Source organism: Clostridium sp. TF11-13AC (assembly GCF_003481065.1).
Classification (GTDB): Bacteria; Bacillota; Clostridia; order Lachnospirales; family Lachnospiraceae; genus Otoolea; species Otoolea fessa.
In genome coordinates, this window is sequence record NZ_QUKJ01000006.1 from 121953 (window position 1) to 137349 (window position 15397).

General features: G+C 49.3%; 13 protein-coding genes. 9 read left to right on the plus strand and 4 right to left on the minus strand.

Features of this window, described 5'->3' with window-relative positions:
- Positions 1 to 41: 41 nt before the first annotated feature.
- The 3 genes from DXD12_RS12185 to asnS form a co-directional block, all read right to left on the minus strand.
- Positions 42 to 1901, minus strand: coding sequence for an AAA family ATPase (locus DXD12_RS12185; RefSeq protein ID WP_118638438.1), 1860 nt, complete (start codon positions 1899 to 1901; stop codon positions 42 to 44).
- A 5-nt stretch (positions 1902 to 1906) separates the two neighbouring features.
- Positions 1907 to 2977, minus strand: coding sequence for a DNA repair exonuclease (locus DXD12_RS12190; RefSeq protein ID WP_118638439.1), 1071 nt, complete (start codon positions 2975 to 2977; stop codon positions 1907 to 1909).
- Between the two features lie 127 nt (positions 2978 to 3104).
- The gene (asnS, locus tag DXD12_RS12195; protein ID WP_107001706.1) at positions 3105 to 4496 is read right to left on the minus strand and encodes an asparagine--tRNA ligase; all 1392 of its coding nucleotides are present in this window, start codon (positions 4494 to 4496) and stop codon (positions 3105 to 3107) included.
- A gap of 351 nt (positions 4497 to 4847) precedes the next feature.
- Here asnS and DXD12_RS12200 point away from each other — a divergent pair, with 351 nt between their 5' ends.
- The 9 genes from DXD12_RS12200 (at position 4848) to DXD12_RS12240 (ending at position 14379) form a co-directional block, all read left to right on the plus strand.
- Positions 4848 to 5711 (plus strand): DUF6282 family protein, encoded by an 864-nt coding sequence (locus tag DXD12_RS12200; RefSeq protein WP_107001705.1) that lies wholly within the window; start codon positions 4848 to 4850, stop codon positions 5709 to 5711.
- Between the two features lie 42 nt (positions 5712 to 5753).
- On the plus strand, positions 5754 to 6833 hold the full coding sequence (locus DXD12_RS12205) for a TRAP transporter substrate-binding protein (RefSeq protein WP_118638440.1): 1080 nt from the start codon (positions 5754 to 5756) through the stop codon (positions 6831 to 6833).
- Between the two features lie 23 nt (positions 6834 to 6856).
- Complete coding sequence (locus DXD12_RS12210; protein ID WP_118570683.1) at positions 6857 to 7357, plus strand: TRAP transporter small permease; 501 nt, start codon at positions 6857 to 6859, stop codon at positions 7355 to 7357.
- The gene (locus DXD12_RS12215) at positions 7354 to 8643 is read left to right on the plus strand and encodes a TRAP transporter large permease (RefSeq protein WP_207722853.1); all 1290 of its coding nucleotides are present in this window, start codon (positions 7354 to 7356) and stop codon (positions 8641 to 8643) included. Before DXD12_RS12210 ends, DXD12_RS12215 begins: the two co-directional genes overlap by 4 nt.
- A 138-nt stretch (positions 8644 to 8781) precedes the next feature.
- Positions 8782 to 9756, plus strand: a complete 975-nt coding sequence (locus DXD12_RS12220) for a LysR family transcriptional regulator (protein WP_118638441.1) — start codon at positions 8782 to 8784, stop codon at positions 9754 to 9756.
- A 257-nt stretch (positions 9757 to 10013) separates the two neighbouring features.
- The gene (locus tag DXD12_RS12225; RefSeq protein ID WP_118473001.1) at positions 10014 to 11288 is read left to right on the plus strand and encodes a glucose-1-phosphate adenylyltransferase; all 1275 of its coding nucleotides are present in this window, start codon (positions 10014 to 10016) and stop codon (positions 11286 to 11288) included.
- Entirely contained in the window at positions 11285 to 12406 is a 1122-nt protein-coding gene (glgD, locus tag DXD12_RS12230) for a glucose-1-phosphate adenylyltransferase subunit GlgD (RefSeq protein ID WP_022359575.1), read from the plus strand. The genes DXD12_RS12225 and glgD overlap by 4 nt, the downstream gene beginning before the upstream one ends.
- Positions 12407 to 12442: 36 nt before the next feature.
- Positions 12443 to 12727: a septation regulator SpoVG gene (gene spoVG, locus DXD12_RS12235; protein ID WP_107001781.1), complete on the plus strand. Its 285-nt coding sequence runs from the start codon at positions 12443 to 12445 to the stop codon at positions 12725 to 12727.
- Positions 12728 to 12882: 155 nt separating this feature from the next.
- Positions 12883 to 14379: a Na+/H+ antiporter NhaC family protein gene (locus tag DXD12_RS12240; protein WP_107001699.1), complete on the plus strand. Its 1497-nt coding sequence runs from the start codon at positions 12883 to 12885 to the stop codon at positions 14377 to 14379.
- A 171-nt stretch (positions 14380 to 14550) separates the two neighbouring features.
- On the opposite strand, the gene DXD12_RS12245 is transcribed toward DXD12_RS12240, so the two are convergent.
- Positions 14551 to 15174, minus strand: coding sequence for a transporter substrate-binding domain-containing protein (locus DXD12_RS12245; protein WP_243105390.1), 624 nt, complete (start codon positions 15172 to 15174; stop codon positions 14551 to 14553).
- Positions 15175 to 15397: the final 223 nt, after the last annotated feature.

Here is a 15397-nt window from a genome sequence, read left to right on the forward strand (position 1 = left end):
ATAGGAAACAGGCAATGTCACGGTTATGTATGAAAGGAGTCCTACAACCGCACTTCATGCACCGCAGCTCCTTCCGCCTTCAGCACCCGCATCTCCCTCTCATGACAAGTAAATACAAGAATCTGCCCGGAATAGGCGGTTGGCAGCCATTTGAGGACGGTTCTCAGGCGCTCGTCGTCGTAGAGGACGAAGCTGTCGTCAAAGATGAGCGGCAGCCGGTCTGCATCGCCCTGGATAAAGTGGGCGGCGGCGAGGCGCAGCGCCAGATAGATCTGGTCGGCGGTGCCGCTGCTGACCTGTTCAAGCGGGATCAGCTTCCGGCGGGTATTTAAAAACGCATTCAAGTTCTCATCGATGCTGATGCTGGAATAAATTCCGCCGGTAATTCCGGCGATCAGGTCGGACGCAGTCTTATTTAAGTACAGGCCGAAAGAATCCCGGATGGTCGTGGAAAGCTCTTTTAAGGTATCAAGCGCCAGATCCACGGAGGCGATCTCCTGATGGATGCGCTCATTTTCATTTAAAATGTGTTTGAGCGCCGCTGCCCGGTCTTTGCAGGCAGATAGGTGCTCCAGCTTTTTCTCTAACTCCCACTGGACGCGCTGTTGTTCCTCGATGACAAGGCTGCAGTCATTCTGCTTTGCCATCAGCGCCGAGATCTGTTCGGAACGTTTTACCAGTGAATCCTCCGAGTTTGTAACGGCGTGGCAGAGCGTGATGAAGCGGTCCAGCCGCTGGGACAAAAGCTTCATGGATTCATCCGAAATCTCGGATTCGCCCAGGTGGCGGCGCAAAATCTCCGATAAAACAGAGGCACTTTTCTCCGCCTCCTGCCTGCGGCGGCTCCGGTGCCGTGTGACGCAGATTCCCAGCATGAGAAGCACAAGAGCGGCGACGCCAAATATGAGGGCGGTGGGACCAGCTCCCAGCCACGGGGACGGAAGCGGGAAGAACGCCAGATATCCGCAGTATGCCGCGCAGATAGCGCAAATTGCTGCTGCGACAAAGAAAAACACCTGGAAAAACCGGGATCCCTTGCTGGAGGAAGACACCTGTGCATGCTGATAGTCCTGGTAGAGTGTTTCAGCCTGACTGCGGTACGCCTCGATGGACGCCTCGTCCGTAAAGGAAAACTCATCCAGTACCTGACGGCTCTTCTGCAGCCGGTCGGATAAATCTTCTTTTTCTATTTTCTGATGTTCCAGTTCATTTCGGACCGAGTCACGCAGTTTTGAGTATTCCTGTAACTGATTCTCATATTTTGGCGAAGAAAGCTCGCGTTCCAGCGCGCGGATCTCGCTAAGAAGGGAGGTATAGTTGACCGAAGCCTCCGGGCTTAACTGGGATTCAAATTGTTTGCGCTGATTTTTCAGATAGGCGGTCGCCTTAGTGATATTGAGCGCCATATTGCCAGAGGTATTCATGTTAGCAATATAGTTTTTCAGTTCTGAAACCATGCCTTCATCGGTCGCACTCTTTAACTGGCTGATGCTGATGGTGTTGTTGTACATGGTTTCACTCATGCCGCCCAAAATTTCCTGCAAAACGGCGCGGCCGTCCGGTTCCTCGCGTCCGGTCGTCTCGTTGATGACGGTAAATTCCTTCTTATTTTTCTGGAACGAGCGCTCGATCCGGTAAATGGTGCCGTCGTCGGATTCAAGCCGGAGCTGCCCCTCGTAGGTGCCGCTGTTTTCCCACGGCTCATATTTGCTGTAGATGTCGTTTCTGGCGGCGCGCCCCCTCTGACGCTCGATGCCGAAGAGCATGCCGCGGATAAAGGTGTGGATCGTGGATTTGCCGGCTTCATTTTTACCGTAAATGACGTTTAACCCATCCTCAAAGGAGACGGCTGTGTCATGAAATTTTCCAAACCCACTGATATAAAGATCAAGAAAACGCATGGAAGCTAACTCCTTTCATCGGTGGTGAGAAGCAGGGCGTGGATGCCGTAAAACAGCGCCTTTTTCTCCACCGGACTCATGTCCGGTTTTTTCAGTGCTTGGATGTAAAAGCCGATCATATCGCTTGGATGCTCGGCAAACAGGGCGGAAAAATCGTATTGCGGTTCCGTCTCATCGATGATATCCGCGATGCGGAAACGCAGCTTTAAGGCGTCCAGATCGAAGGAAATATCGGGATCGCGCATGCCCTGCACCTTGAAGCGGAAAATATTGTCATTGCCGCGCTGTTCGATCTCATGGGCGATTTTTAAGTACAGCTCCGTGTTGGTCGTATCCGGCGTGACGCGGACGATGAGCGGGATGTAGCGGAGCTTCGCCATCGGAATAAAGTCCAGTGTCGTTACCTGACCGCTTTCCGGGTCGATCTCGCCGTAAAGGATGCCGTGCCTGCCGGTCTCGGTCTTATCAAGCGGCTCCGGGGAACCGCAGTATGCCATCTTTTTGTCCAGTAGGATCTCTGGCCTGTGGATGTGCCCCAGTGCGATATACGAAAATCCGGAGGAAGCCAGCGCCGCCCGGTCAATCGGGACGTGGTTCGCGTCGCCGCCGTGCCCCAGCAGAATGTGGATTTTTCCATCCTCCGGCGCTTCAAGAGTATCGAGGCGCGGCTCCGGGATCTCCGCAGTATAGTAAGAAAAGCCGGTCACCTCGGTGTTGATATCCTCAAAATAGACGGATGAGACATCCTCACTTTCCAGAAACGTCACGTTGGAAGCCCAGGAAAAGCTTAAAACAGCTGAATTTTTGCGGATCCGGTCGTGATTGCCCGCGATGATGACAACCTGTGTTTGCGGGATCGTGGAAAACAGGTAATTGACCTCTTTCAGGTCGCGCAGCAGCGGCTGGCGGTGGAACAGATCCCCCGCGATGAACAGGCAGTCCACGCGCAGCTCCTTTGCCTTGGCGATGATGGCGGTAAACGTATCGCGGATATCGCGGCTGCGCTCCCGGCTCCAAGGCTTGTCGCTGTCCGGGGACATGCCCCAGTGGATATCGCCGGTATGGATAAATTTCACATTCTCTCCCCCTTTCAGGAGTCTGTCACTCCGTATGTACATATTGAAATAATAATAGAAAAGGGACTGCTGCAAATAGCAGAAAGCAGATTCCAGTATTTGCGACAGCCCCATAGTTACTTATTGTTTACAGTTCACAGTTGTTTACGGTTCTCGGGAACGGGATGACATCGCGGATGTTGGAAACGCCGGTTAAGTACATCACGCAGCGCTCGAATCCAAGACCAAATCCGGAGTGTCTTGCGGAACCGTATTTACGCAGATCCAGATAGAAATCGTAGTCCTCCTTTTTAAGTCCAAGCTCGTCCATACGCGCCTCTAACTTCTCTAAGCTGTCCTCACGCTGGCTGCCGCCGATGATCTCGCCGATGCCCGGTACGAGACAGTCCATCGCTGCAACGGTCTTGCCGTCCTCGTTCATCTTCATGTAGAATGCCTTGATCTCCTTCGGATAATCGGTAACGAAGACCGGTTTCTGGAAGATCTTCTCGGTTAAGTAGCGCTCATGCTCGGTCTGTAAGTCACAGCCCCAGAATACCTTGTAGTCGAATTCGTCGTTGTGCTCTTCGAGGATGCGGACAGCCTCTGTGTAGGTTACATGACCGAATTCGGAATTTAATACGTGGTTTAAGCGGTCAAGGAGTCCCTTGTCGATGAACTGGTTGAAGAAATTCATCTCTTCCGGTGCGTGCTCTAAGACGTAGCGGATGACATATTTTAACATATCCTCGGCAACTTCCATGTTGTCGTTCAGATCCGCAAATGCCATCTCCGGCTCGATCATCCAGAACTCAGCTGCATGACGGGTCGTGTTGGAGTTCTCTGCGCGGAAGGTCGGTCCGAAGGTGTAGATATTGCGGAATGCCATCGCGTAGGTCTCGCCGTTTAACTGACCGCTGACAGTTAAGTTAGTTGGTTTTCCGAAGAAATCCTGAGAGTAGTCAACCGTGCCGTCGTCCTTTTTCGGAACATTGTTCAGATCCATCGTGGTAACCTGGAACATCTCACCGGCGCCCTCGCAGTCACTTGCGGTAATCAGTGGAGTGTGGACATACACGAAATCGCGCTCCTGGAAATACTGATGGATCGCGTAAGCTGCCAGGGAACGTACACGGAACACAGCCTGGAAAGTGTTGGTTCTCGGTCGCAGGTGGGAGATGGTACGCAGATACTCAAGGCTGTGGCGTTTCTTCTGAAGCGGATAATCCGAAGCGGACGGTCCCTCAACGGCTACCTCGGTCGCCTGAATCTCGAACGGCTGCTTTGCCTCCGGGGTCGCAACCAGGGTACCTTTTACGATAATGGATGCGCCTACGTTTAACTTGGAGATCTCCGCAAAGTTCGGCATTGTATCATGGTAAACAACCTGAAGTGTCTCAAAGTAGCTGCCATCGCTCACAACGATGAAGCCAAAGTTCTTGGAACCGCGCACGCTTCGTACCCAGCCGCCGATCTGAACTTCTTTGTCCAGATACGTCTCTCTGGAACGGTAAATTTCTCTTACAGTGGTTAAATTCATCTCAGTAAACTCCTTATTTTGCAAAATAAACTTTCTCATGCGGACTGCCCTGCAGTGTGCAGACCGTGTTTAACTTTCATTATACTGTATTTTTCTTGTAGATTCAAGGGACGGAGGGAAATTTGCTAGGGGAAGAAACCTGCCCGTATAAAAAGTGACAGCTTTAAAAATTAACAGAAACAAATGCAAAAACAGAAGGAAAGGGCAGAAAACAAGCTGGGTATTGTGTCAACTCTGTGAATACTTGTTTTACAGAGACAAATGCCCGGTGTTAGAATGGGGATAAAGAAAGAAAACCGCGGAATACTTTCAAAGAGTCTATCAAACGGAAAGGGTGTAGACAGAAGAATTATGACTGAACTTGACGCAAATAAAAAAGCGGAAGAGCTTCTGAAAGGTGCGTACGATTTACATGTACATTCATCGCCCTCTGTTTTTCCGAGAGAATTGGATGGATTCCAGTTGATCCGGGAGGCAGACGCGGCAGGAATGGCGGGAGTGATGCTGAAAAGTCATTATGAATCAACGGCTTTGCGGGCAGAACTGATCAACCGCTACAGCGGCTGTAAGGCAAAAGCGTATGGCGGGCTCTGCCTCAACTGCCCGGCGGGCGGCTTGAATGTATACGCGGTGAAAAATGCATTGCGGGCGGGGGCAAAAATTGTATGGATGCCGACCCGGGATGCGAAAAACAGCCTAGTATTCGGAAACATGGAGGGAGATTTCTTCGACCGCAGGGGTATTACCATTCTGGAACAGGATGGAACATTAAAAGAATGCGTCTACGACATCATGGATGCTATCAAGGAAAAAGACGCATTTCTGGCAACAGGACATATCAGCCCGGAGGAATCCCTGATTTTATGCAGGGAAGGACGGAAACGGGGGGTCAATATGATTTTGACACATCCAGAGTTTCCAAGGACGAGGATAGGAAGAGACGATCAGGCGGAACTGGCGAAGCTGGGGGTTGTGATTGAGAAGAACTGGTTTAATCTGGCACAGAAAAGTGTGATGCCGGAAGAGATGGCAGAGACGATTCGGACCGTTGGAAGTGGACACGTATATCTGGCAACGGACCGCGGGCAGAAAGGGGCGCCGACACCCGTTTCGGAATTGAAACGGTTTATCGCCGTGATGCTGACCTGTGGGATTGCGGAAGCACAGATACGGGACATGGTCCAGAAGGTACCGGAAGAAGTGGTATGCAGATAAATTTATATAAATGCACATTTTTTAGAAGGAGGATTTTACATTATGAGGAAAGACAGAGTATTGGCAGGGGCATTAGCAGCAGTGACAGCGCTCAGCATGACAGCGTGCGGCGGCGGACAGGCAGGTGGTACCACACAGGCAGCGGCGGCAGGAACACAGGCGGCAGTCGAGAACACCGCTAACCCGAATGCCGAGACAACACTCAGCATCGGTTATACGACCGCAGCAAACGCAGATGATCCGTATCACTTTACAGCAACCAAATTCAAAGAGATCGTGGAAGAAAAATCCGAGGGCAGAATTGCGGTCAACCTGTATGCGAGCAGTCAGCTTGGTTCCGAGCCGGAGATGTGGGAAGGCATGCAGACCGGAACATGCGACATGGCAGTCATGACGAATGCATATGTTTCTTCTTATGTATCGGCAAACGGTGCATTGGATCTTCCGTTCATTTTTAGCGATTTGGCACAGGCACGTGAGATCGTAGACGGCGATTTCGGTCAGTCCCTGATCGACAATATGGACGGAACAGGCGTTACATGTCTTGCATTTTCTGAGGGCGGATTCCGTCAGTTGTGTACAAAGGACAAAGAAATCAAAGCACCGTCCGATTTGAATGGACTGAAGATCCGCTGCATGGAGACAAAGATTTACCTATCTGCTTATAAGGCGCTGGGTGTAAATGCAACCCCGATGGCATGGGGCGAGCTTTTAACCGCTCTGCAGCAGGGTACCGTAGATGGCTGTGACGCACCGTTAAGTGTATTATATACCAACGGTTTTCCGGATATCTGCAAATACATTGATAATGTAAACCTGTTTTATTCTCCACTTCCGGTATGTATTTCTACCAGTGTATATGAGTCCTTATCTGAGGAAGATCAGGCGATCTTAAAAGAAGCAGCACAGGAAGCAGCCAAAGAAACACGTGAAAACAACGATGCAACCGCTGAAAAGATGGAGTCGGATCTGACGTCTCAGGGCATGACGATTGTATCCTCTGAGGATGTAGATACAGAGGCATTCCAGAGTGCCGTACAGCCGTGCTATGACGAGATGGAATCCTACATCGGTTCTGAGTGGGTGGATCAGATTAAATCCCTGACCGGCACGGAGAGGTGATTGCAGAAAGAGGGTTTGACAGCATGAAAAAATTACAGCAGGTTTCAGACATAATTAATAAGTGCGTCAGTTACATAGGAATGGTGATCTTTATTGTCCTGATTGTTGCCTGTGTGGCACAGGTGTTTTTCCGCTTCATTCTGAATAATTCACTGTCATGGAGCGAAGAACTTGCCCGGTACTGTTTTATCTGGATGCATATGCTGGGCGCTTCCTTGTTGATTGAGGGAAGCGGACATGCTACAGTAACAGCAATCCTGGATCTGATGCATGGAACACTTCGAAAAATTGTCGATATTATCATTGAATTAGTTATCTTTTTTGATGGAACCGTAATGCTGTATGCAGGCTTAAAGCTTGCGTACAGCTCCAGAACTAACTTGAGTACCGCGCTTTCTGTCCCGATGTGGTGTATCAATTCCTCCGTGGCAGTCGGCGGAATCCTTCTGATGTTCCAGGCATTTGTAGCGATTGCGATGATCGTATCAGCGACAGAGAGAAAGGAGGATAAACCGGTATTATGACACTTGTATTAGTAGTATTATTTGGTCTGATGCTTTTAGGCATTCCGGTTGCATTTGCAATCCTTTCTGCCGGAATGGCATATCTGGCGACAACGGGAGGAAGTATGCTGGTAGTCGCACAGCGGCTGATTTACGGTCTTAACTCCTTCACACTGCTTGCAGTCCCACTGTTTATCTTGGTAGGAAACCTGATGGATTTCGGTGGTATTTCCAAACGTCTGACCGATTGGGCGAAGAGTATTTTAGGCTGGCTTCCGGGCGGACTTGGAATTGTAACCGTATTCAGTTGTGCGATCTTTGCAGCGCTGACGGGCTCTGGTCCGGCGACGGTAGCAGCGATTGGTTCAATTATGCTTCCTTCCATGCTGAAGGCAGGTTATTCCAGAGAAACGAGCGCGGGGTTAGTTGCATCGGCAGGTGCATTGGGACCAATCATTCCTCCGAGTATTCCCATGATTATTTATGGAGTTACAATGAATCTTTCAATTCCGGCAATGTTTATGGCAGGGGTTGTCCCGGGACTTGTTATCGCACTGGCGTTATCGTTAGTCAATGTCGTATTCGCATACAGGAATCCGGAGGTTCTGAAACATGCGAAGACGATGAAGTTTGATTTTAAAGAATCCATGAAATTGTTCTGGAAAGCGCTGGGCGCTCTGGGACTTCCGGTTCTGATTCTAGGCGGTATTTATGGCGGTATCTTTACACCAACCGAATCCGCAGCGGTCGGCATTGTTTATGCGCTGATTCTGGGTTTTGCATTGAAAGAACTGAAAGTAAAAGATTTACCGAAGATCCTGATCAATTCCCTGAAAACATCGACAATGGTCAATTTCATCATCGCGGCGGCGTCCCTGTTCTCCTGGGTTGTATCGAAATCCCAGATCGGAATCGTGATTTCCAATGCATTTATCAGCTTCGTAGGTGGCAGCCAGGCACTTTATCTCTTCGTACTAGTTGTAGTGCTCTTAATTGTAGGCTGTCTGATGGATAACGTAGCGGCAACTCTGATTCTGGCACCAATTTTAATTCCGGTTGGAATTGCACTCGGATGTAATGAACTCCACATCGGTATGCTGTTCTGTATTTGCCTGGTAGTTGGATTCGTAACACCTCCGTTTGGATATAATCTGTTTACGGCGGTTTCGATTTCAGGCTTGAATTTTAAACAGATTGTAAAGGGAGCGCTTCCGTTCCTTTTGACGGAAATATTGCTTCTGTTTGTATTTGCATATGTACCGGGAATCATCACATGGCTTCCGAGACTAATGGGGTACGGATACTAAGTATTAGAAAAATACGTAAGAAAAAGGGGCTGTGAAAAGACAGCAGAAGAGACTTGAAAGGTCAATGCGCTGTTTTTTTACGACTCCTTTTGGTTAGAATAAGAAAATAGATAGAACTGAGAACTGGCGGAGGAAACAATGAAAATAGGATTCGAAGTTTTTTTGGTGGTAGCCAGAGAAATGAGTATTACAAAAGCTGCAAATGAGCTTCATATTACACAGCAGTGCGCCAGCGATCATATAAAGAGGCTGGAAAAAGAGTATAATGTCGTGTTGATTGAGCGGCGTCCCAAATTCCGTCTGACACAGGCTGGCGAGATCATGCTTCATAACCTGTTAAATATCCAGATTATGGAGACGAGTATGAGCCGGAGTCTAGCGGGGATAGCGGAGGGGACGGTGGGCGGTTTTACCTTGGGAATCAGTACATCCCGCGCGCCGATCATACTGCCCCGTGTGCTGCCGCGATATTACCAGTGTTACCCGAAGGTAAATATATCCTTTACGGAGGAGGACACACAGATTCTGGAGGAACGCCTGTTGAACGGACAGGTAGATTTATTTATCGGGGTCAATACGTCACCGCATCCGGATTATAAAATCCAGACCCTGACGACGGATGAGATCATCCTGGTTATCTCCGCCAAGCTTTTGAGGCGGGAATTTAGCAAGCAGGAGATCCGGCAGATGGAGGATGGGATTGATCTGAAACGGTTTTCCAACATTCCGTTTACGCAGAGTTTCAAGACCGGAAAAGTCAACCATGCGATTCAGGAATATCTGGACAGTTATAATGTAAAGCTTAATGTCATCTATAACATCAGTGATAGTGAGACGCAGATTCTGCTCTGCGCGTCCGGCATCTGTGCGGCGCTGTGCCCGAAAATGCTGCTGGCAGCCGCGTACCGTCACAATCAGACCTGTAAACCGGAGGATGAACTCTATATGTTCCCGATCCGGAACTTGGGACGGGAGTTAAAGATCGAGCTGGTCAGCCATCGGAATGCGATGCATCCGATGTATATACAGGACTTTGTCCATATCTTACAGGAGGAGTTGCCGCGGATTGCAGATTCGATGAGTCTGGAAGAATTGAGAAAGAGTATACAGTAAAAAAGCCTTGAATCGGAAATGCTTTTGAGTCAAAAGTGTCTCAGATTCAGGGCTTTTTTTCAGTTCACGGGAGGTTCACTCTCAGATTCCACATCCCGGAATTACGAAAATATTATGTAAAAGGAACGAAAAATGTCGGAAAATGTACAAAATTGGGACAAATTCTATTAAAAATTTGTTCACTATTTTCGTGAAGTATGTTATAATAAAAACAGGTTTAAAATACACATTATATGTGAGCATCGAGGGGTGATATCGTGATTAAAAAGGAAATGATAGCTATGCTGTTGGCAGGCGGACAGGGCAGTCGTCTGGGTGTCTTAACTCAAAAAGTAGCAAAACCTGCGGTTTCTTTCGGAGGAAAGTATCGAATCATCGATTTTCCGTTAAGTAACTGTATCAATTCGGGAGTGGACACGGTAGGCGTTCTGACCCAGTATCAGCCGCTGCGGCTGAATGCACATATTGGAATCGGTATTCCGTGGGATCTGGACCGCAACGTAGGTGGTGTGACGGTACTTCCGCCGTATGAGCGGAGCAAAGGAAGCGATTGGTACACCGGTACGGCGAACGCGATCTACCAGAATCTGGAATACATGGAAACGTACAATCCAGAGTATGTGCTGATTTTGTCTGGCGACCACATCTACAAGATGGACTACGAGGTAATGCTGGAATACCACAAAGCAAACAATGCGGATGTGACGATCGCGGCGATGCAGGTTCCGATGGAGGAGGCAAGCCGTTTCGGTATCGTTATAACCGATGACAACAACCGCATTACGGAGTTTGAGGAGAAACCGGCGAATCCGCGCAGCAATTTAGCTTCCATGGGTATTTACATATTCAGCTGGAAGGTGCTCAAGGAAGCGCTCATCAAGCTCTCGGACGAGCCTGGATGTGATTTTGGAAAGCACATTATCCCGTATTGCCATGCAGCTGGAAAACGTATCTTCGCATACGAGTACAACGGCTACTGGAAAGATGTCGGAACCCTTGGCTCCTACTGGGAGGCAAACATGGAACTGATCGACATCATTCCGGAGTTCAACCTGTATGAAGAATACTGGAAGATTTACACGAAGAGCGATATTATTCCCCCACAATTTATATCGGAGCAGTCCAAGATAGAGCGCAGTATCATCGGCGAGGGCACCGAGGTATACGGCGAAGTCATTAACTCGGTCATCGGAGCAGGCGTTACGATCGGAGAAGGTGCGGTGATCCGTGATTCGATCATCATGAAGGGCACGACGATCGGCGCTGGCACGGTTGTGGATAAGGCGATCGTGGCGGAGGACGTTACCATCGGTGAGAATGCCGAGGTCGGCGTCGGAGAATATGCCGAGAGCAAGTACGACAAGAAGGTATATCAGTTCGATCTGGTAACGATCGGAGAGCGCTCCGTGATACCGGATGGAGTGAAGATAGGACGGAACACAGCGATTTCCGGTGTGACGACGGCAGACGATTATCACGGCGGCGAGCTGGAGAGCGGCGATTATATCATAAAGGCAGGTGGAATACAATGAGAGCGATCGGGATTGTTTTAGCTGGCGGCAACAGCAAGAGAATGAGAGAATTATCCAATAAGAGAGCCATCGCAGCGATGCCTATCGCAGGCAGCTACCGCAGTGTCGATTTTGCTCTGAGCAATATGAGCAATTCCCACATCCAGAGTGTGGCGGTACTGACGCAGTACAACTCCCGTTCCCTGAATGAGCACTTGAGTTCTTCCAAGTGGTGGGATTTCGGACGTAAGCAGGGCGGCATGTATGTATTCACACCGACGATCACGGCAGAGAGCAGCGACTGGTACCGCGGTACCGCAGATGCGCTGTATCAGAACCTCGATTTCTTAAAGAAAAGTCATGAGCCGTATGTGGTCATTGCAGGCGGCGACTGTGTCTATAAATTGGATTACGGCAAGGTACTGGAGTATCATATTGAAAAGAAAGCGGATATTACCGTAGTATGCAAGGAGATGCCTCCGGAGGAGGACGTTACCCGCTTCGGTCTGGTGAAGTTAAATGATGACGGACGTATCACAGATTTTGAGGAAAAACCGATGCTGGCGACCTCCAGCATGATCTCCTGCGGTATCTATGTAATCCGCCGCCGTCAGCTCATCGAACTTCTGGAGCGCTGTGCAGCAGAGGATCGGTATGATTTTGTTACCGATATTTTAGTCAGATATAAGAACCTCAAACGCATTTACGCGTATAAGTTAGGAACTTACTGGAGCAACATCGCTTCGGTTGATTCGTACTACAAGACGAACATGGATTTCCTAAAACCGGATGTACGCCACTATTTCTTCAAGGAATACCCGGAGATCTACTCCAAGGTAGATGATCTTCCGCCGGCAAAATACAATCCGGGTGCAAATGTCAAGAACAGCCTGGTATCCAGCGGCTGTATCTTAAATGGTACGGTGGAGAACTCGGTTCTGTTTAAGAAGGTATATGTAGGCAATAACTGTATCATCCGGAATTCTGTTATTTTAAATGATGTTTACATCGGGGACAATACAGTGATTGAGAATTGTATTGTAGAGAGCCGTGATACGATCCGCGCCAACACGACGCACATCGGTACGCCGGAAGATGTAAAGATTGTCATTGAGAAGAACGAGCGGTTTACATTATAGGGTACATCAAAGAACAGACGGAAGGGGTAAATGGGTATGCAGATTACAGACGTAAGAGTGCGGCGGATAGAGAAGGAAGGTAAGATGAAAGCCATCGTATCCATCACACTTGACAATGAATTTGTGGTTCATGATATCAAGGTTATTGAGGGAGAGAAAGGACTTTTTATTGCTATGCCGAGCCGTAAGGCTGCGGATGGAGAATACCGGGATATTGCCCACCCGATTAATTCGGAAACCAGAGACATGATTCAAAATGTCATTCTTGCCAAATACGAGGCGACAGCTCTGGAACTGGCAGAGCTGGAGAAAGCAGAGTAAAAAGCAGGAAAAGAAAGTAAAAAGAGAGAAAATATGAAAAAATGTCCCCGGACGCTGGACAAAGTGCCCGGGGACATTTATTATGTAGATATAGTGTGCTCAAAAACGGGCAGAATTTGCCCGAATGTGTACAGATAATCCATAAGGGGGTAATTATGAGCGGTACGATTTTTTCTTTAATACCGCCTATCGTAGCCATTGCGCTTGCATTGATTACGAAAGAGGTGTACCTGTCTCTGCTGATAGGTATTATGTCGGGCGCGTTTTTATTTACGGGTCCAAATCCGCTTCATGCGGTGGAAACAATGATCGCGATCATGGGCGAGAAGATCGGGGGCAATGTCAACATTCTGCTTTTCCTGGCATTTCTCGGCATCGTGGTAGCACTGATCACAAAGTCTGGTGCGTCGAAGGCTTATGGTGAGTGGGCGTCCCACGCGATCCGCACGAAGAAGGGCGCGCTGTTTGCAACCATGTTCCTCGGAATGCTGATTTTCGTGGATGACTATTTTAACTGCCTGACCGTCGGCACGGTTATGCGTCCGGTGACGGACAAGCACAAGATCACACGTGCGAAGTTAGCCTACATCATCGATGCGACGGCGGCGCCGATCTGTATCATCGCGCCGATCTCAAGCTGGGCGGCAGCGGTCGGTTCTTCGCTTCCGGAGGACAGCGGAGTGGACGGCTTCAGTCTGTTCCTTCACACGATTCCGTTTAATCTGTATGCGCTTCTCACGATCTGCTTCATGCTCTTTTTGGTAGCAGGCGATTTTGATTTCGCGGCGATGAAACGCTATGAAGAACAGGTGAAAAAGACCGGAAAAGAGACGACGGTCGAGGCGGAGGCGATGGAGATCTCCGGCAACGGAAAGGTTATCGATCTGATTCTTCCGATCCTGGTTCTGATTGCGTTCTGCGTCAGCGGTATGCTGTATACAGGCGGCATCCTGGACGGCGTTGGTCTGGTCGAGGCGTTCGCCAACTGTGATTCGGCACTGAGCCTGGTGCTTGGTTCCTTCTTCACACTGGTGTTTATCTTTGCATTTTACATGATCCGCCGTGTCATCCGGTTCAATGAGTTCTGTGAATCCTTCACGATCGGCGTTAAGGCGATGATCCCGGCGATCATGATTCTGTGCCTTGCCTGGACTCTGTCTGGTATCTGCAGTGCGGATTACTTAAACATCGGCGGCTATGTCAAAGAGGTAGTGGGCGGCAATGCGCTGGTCGGCTCCCTGATGCCGGCCCTGATGTTCGTCATCGCGGCGGGGCTGGCGTTCTCGACCGGTACGTCCTGGGGTACCTTCGGTATTCTGCTTCCGATTGCATTTGCGGTGGTTGGCGCTGAAAATATGAACAGCCTTACGATCGTGACGGCTTCGATTCTGGCAGGTGCGGTCTGCGGCGACCATGTTTCCCCGATCTCGGATACGACCATCCTTGCGTCGGCTGGCGCCCAGTGCCACCACATCAACCACGTATCGACCCAGATCCCGTATGTGCTGTGCGTAGCGGCGTGCTGTTTCCTCGGTTATCTGGCAGCCGGAATTACCGCCAATGGCTGGGTGGGAACCGGCGTGGGATTCGCAGCGCTGATTGTGGTTCTGGTTATTCTGGATCGAAAGAATAAAGGGACGAAAGAGGCGTAAAAGCATCGGCAGTAAACGAAAATTGGTTCGTTTACTGCCGATTTTTGCGTTTATGCTATATCTATACAACCGCCGGCTCCAGGAGAAGCTTGCCGGTTTTATAGCGTTCTTTGCTGAATAACTTGATATTCATGCTGTCCTCCTGCCCGGCGAGATCCTGTAAGCAGGCATCTACCTTACCCTGTTCCAGGGATTCATAACAGGAGTGATGGTATCGTGTACCCCGATGCAGGATTCTGGGAAATTTGCCTGTGCGTACATGTGGGAGGCAGTTCCTTTTTCAACTGCTACCTTGTAGTCACCGCTTCGGAGTGCTTCTTCGCCGGTAATCTCTTTCGGACTGCTTTCGGTATTGACCATGACAACCTGGCCTGCGTCATAATATGTCTTGGAGAAGTTCATGACCTCTTTTCTCTGGTCGGTTGCACACAGGGCAGCCATGCCTATATCCAGCTTTCCCTCTGCCAGGGAGGCAGTCAGTGCGGAATAATCCATAACCTGGATATCACCGTCCAGCTCAAATCCCAGATAATCTTTCAGGGCGTTCATCATATCGATATCAAACCCAATCAATGTGGTTCCGTCTGTGTCGTAGTAAGTAAACGGCGCGAACAGTGCGGTGGTACCGAATTTAAGCTTTACGCCTTTCAGCGCGTCCTTGGCGCCAGCGCTGGTTTCTTTCGTTTCATCGGAGGAAGCGGTCGTATCTTCCGCTGGGGCATCGGTAGCAGCTGCGGTTGTTTCTGCCGGAGCAGAAGACTGTCCGCATCCTGCCATTGCCGTTGCTGTTATCACCTTTTTTTCATAATGGTTCCTCCTCTTTTTCAGCTGTGCCCGCGGTAAGCCGGCACGTGATCAGTTGCCATATAAATAAAAACAAGGACGCATTCATCGTAAAAGAGATGCGCCCTTGCAATTATTTTCTGTTATGTTTATTCTGCTTTTCCTGAATTGATGCCAATTATACGTGCGGTTTTTCGATATGTCAACTGAAAAATCTGCCATTTGTGTTATATAT

Coding starts and splice junctions, on each gene's coding strand:
- DXD12_RS12185 (WP_118638438.1), bottom strand. CDS start 1,901: ATGCGTTTTCTTGATCTTTATATCAGTGGGTTTGGAAAATTTCATGAC.
- asnS (WP_107001706.1), bottom strand. CDS start 4,496: ATGAATTTAACCACTGTAAGAGAAATTTACCGTTCCAGAGAGACGTAT.
- DXD12_RS12200 (WP_107001705.1), top strand. CDS start 4,848: ATGACTGAACTTGACGCAAATAAAAAAGCGGAAGAGCTTCTGAAAGGT.
- DXD12_RS12205 (WP_118638440.1), top strand. CDS start 5,754: ATGAGGAAAGACAGAGTATTGGCAGGGGCATTAGCAGCAGTGACAGCG.
- DXD12_RS12210 (WP_118570683.1), top strand. CDS start 6,857: ATGAAAAAATTACAGCAGGTTTCAGACATAATTAATAAGTGCGTCAGT.
- DXD12_RS12215 (WP_207722853.1), top strand. CDS start 7,354: ATGACACTTGTATTAGTAGTATTATTTGGTCTGATGCTTTTAGGCATT.
- DXD12_RS12220 (WP_118638441.1), top strand. CDS start 8,782: ATGAAAATAGGATTCGAAGTTTTTTTGGTGGTAGCCAGAGAAATGAGT.
- glgD (WP_022359575.1), top strand. CDS start 11,285: ATGAGAGCGATCGGGATTGTTTTAGCTGGCGGCAACAGCAAGAGAATG.
- spoVG (WP_107001781.1), top strand. CDS start 12,443: ATGCAGATTACAGACGTAAGAGTGCGGCGGATAGAGAAGGAAGGTAAG.
- DXD12_RS12240 (WP_107001699.1), top strand. CDS start 12,883: ATGAGCGGTACGATTTTTTCTTTAATACCGCCTATCGTAGCCATTGCG.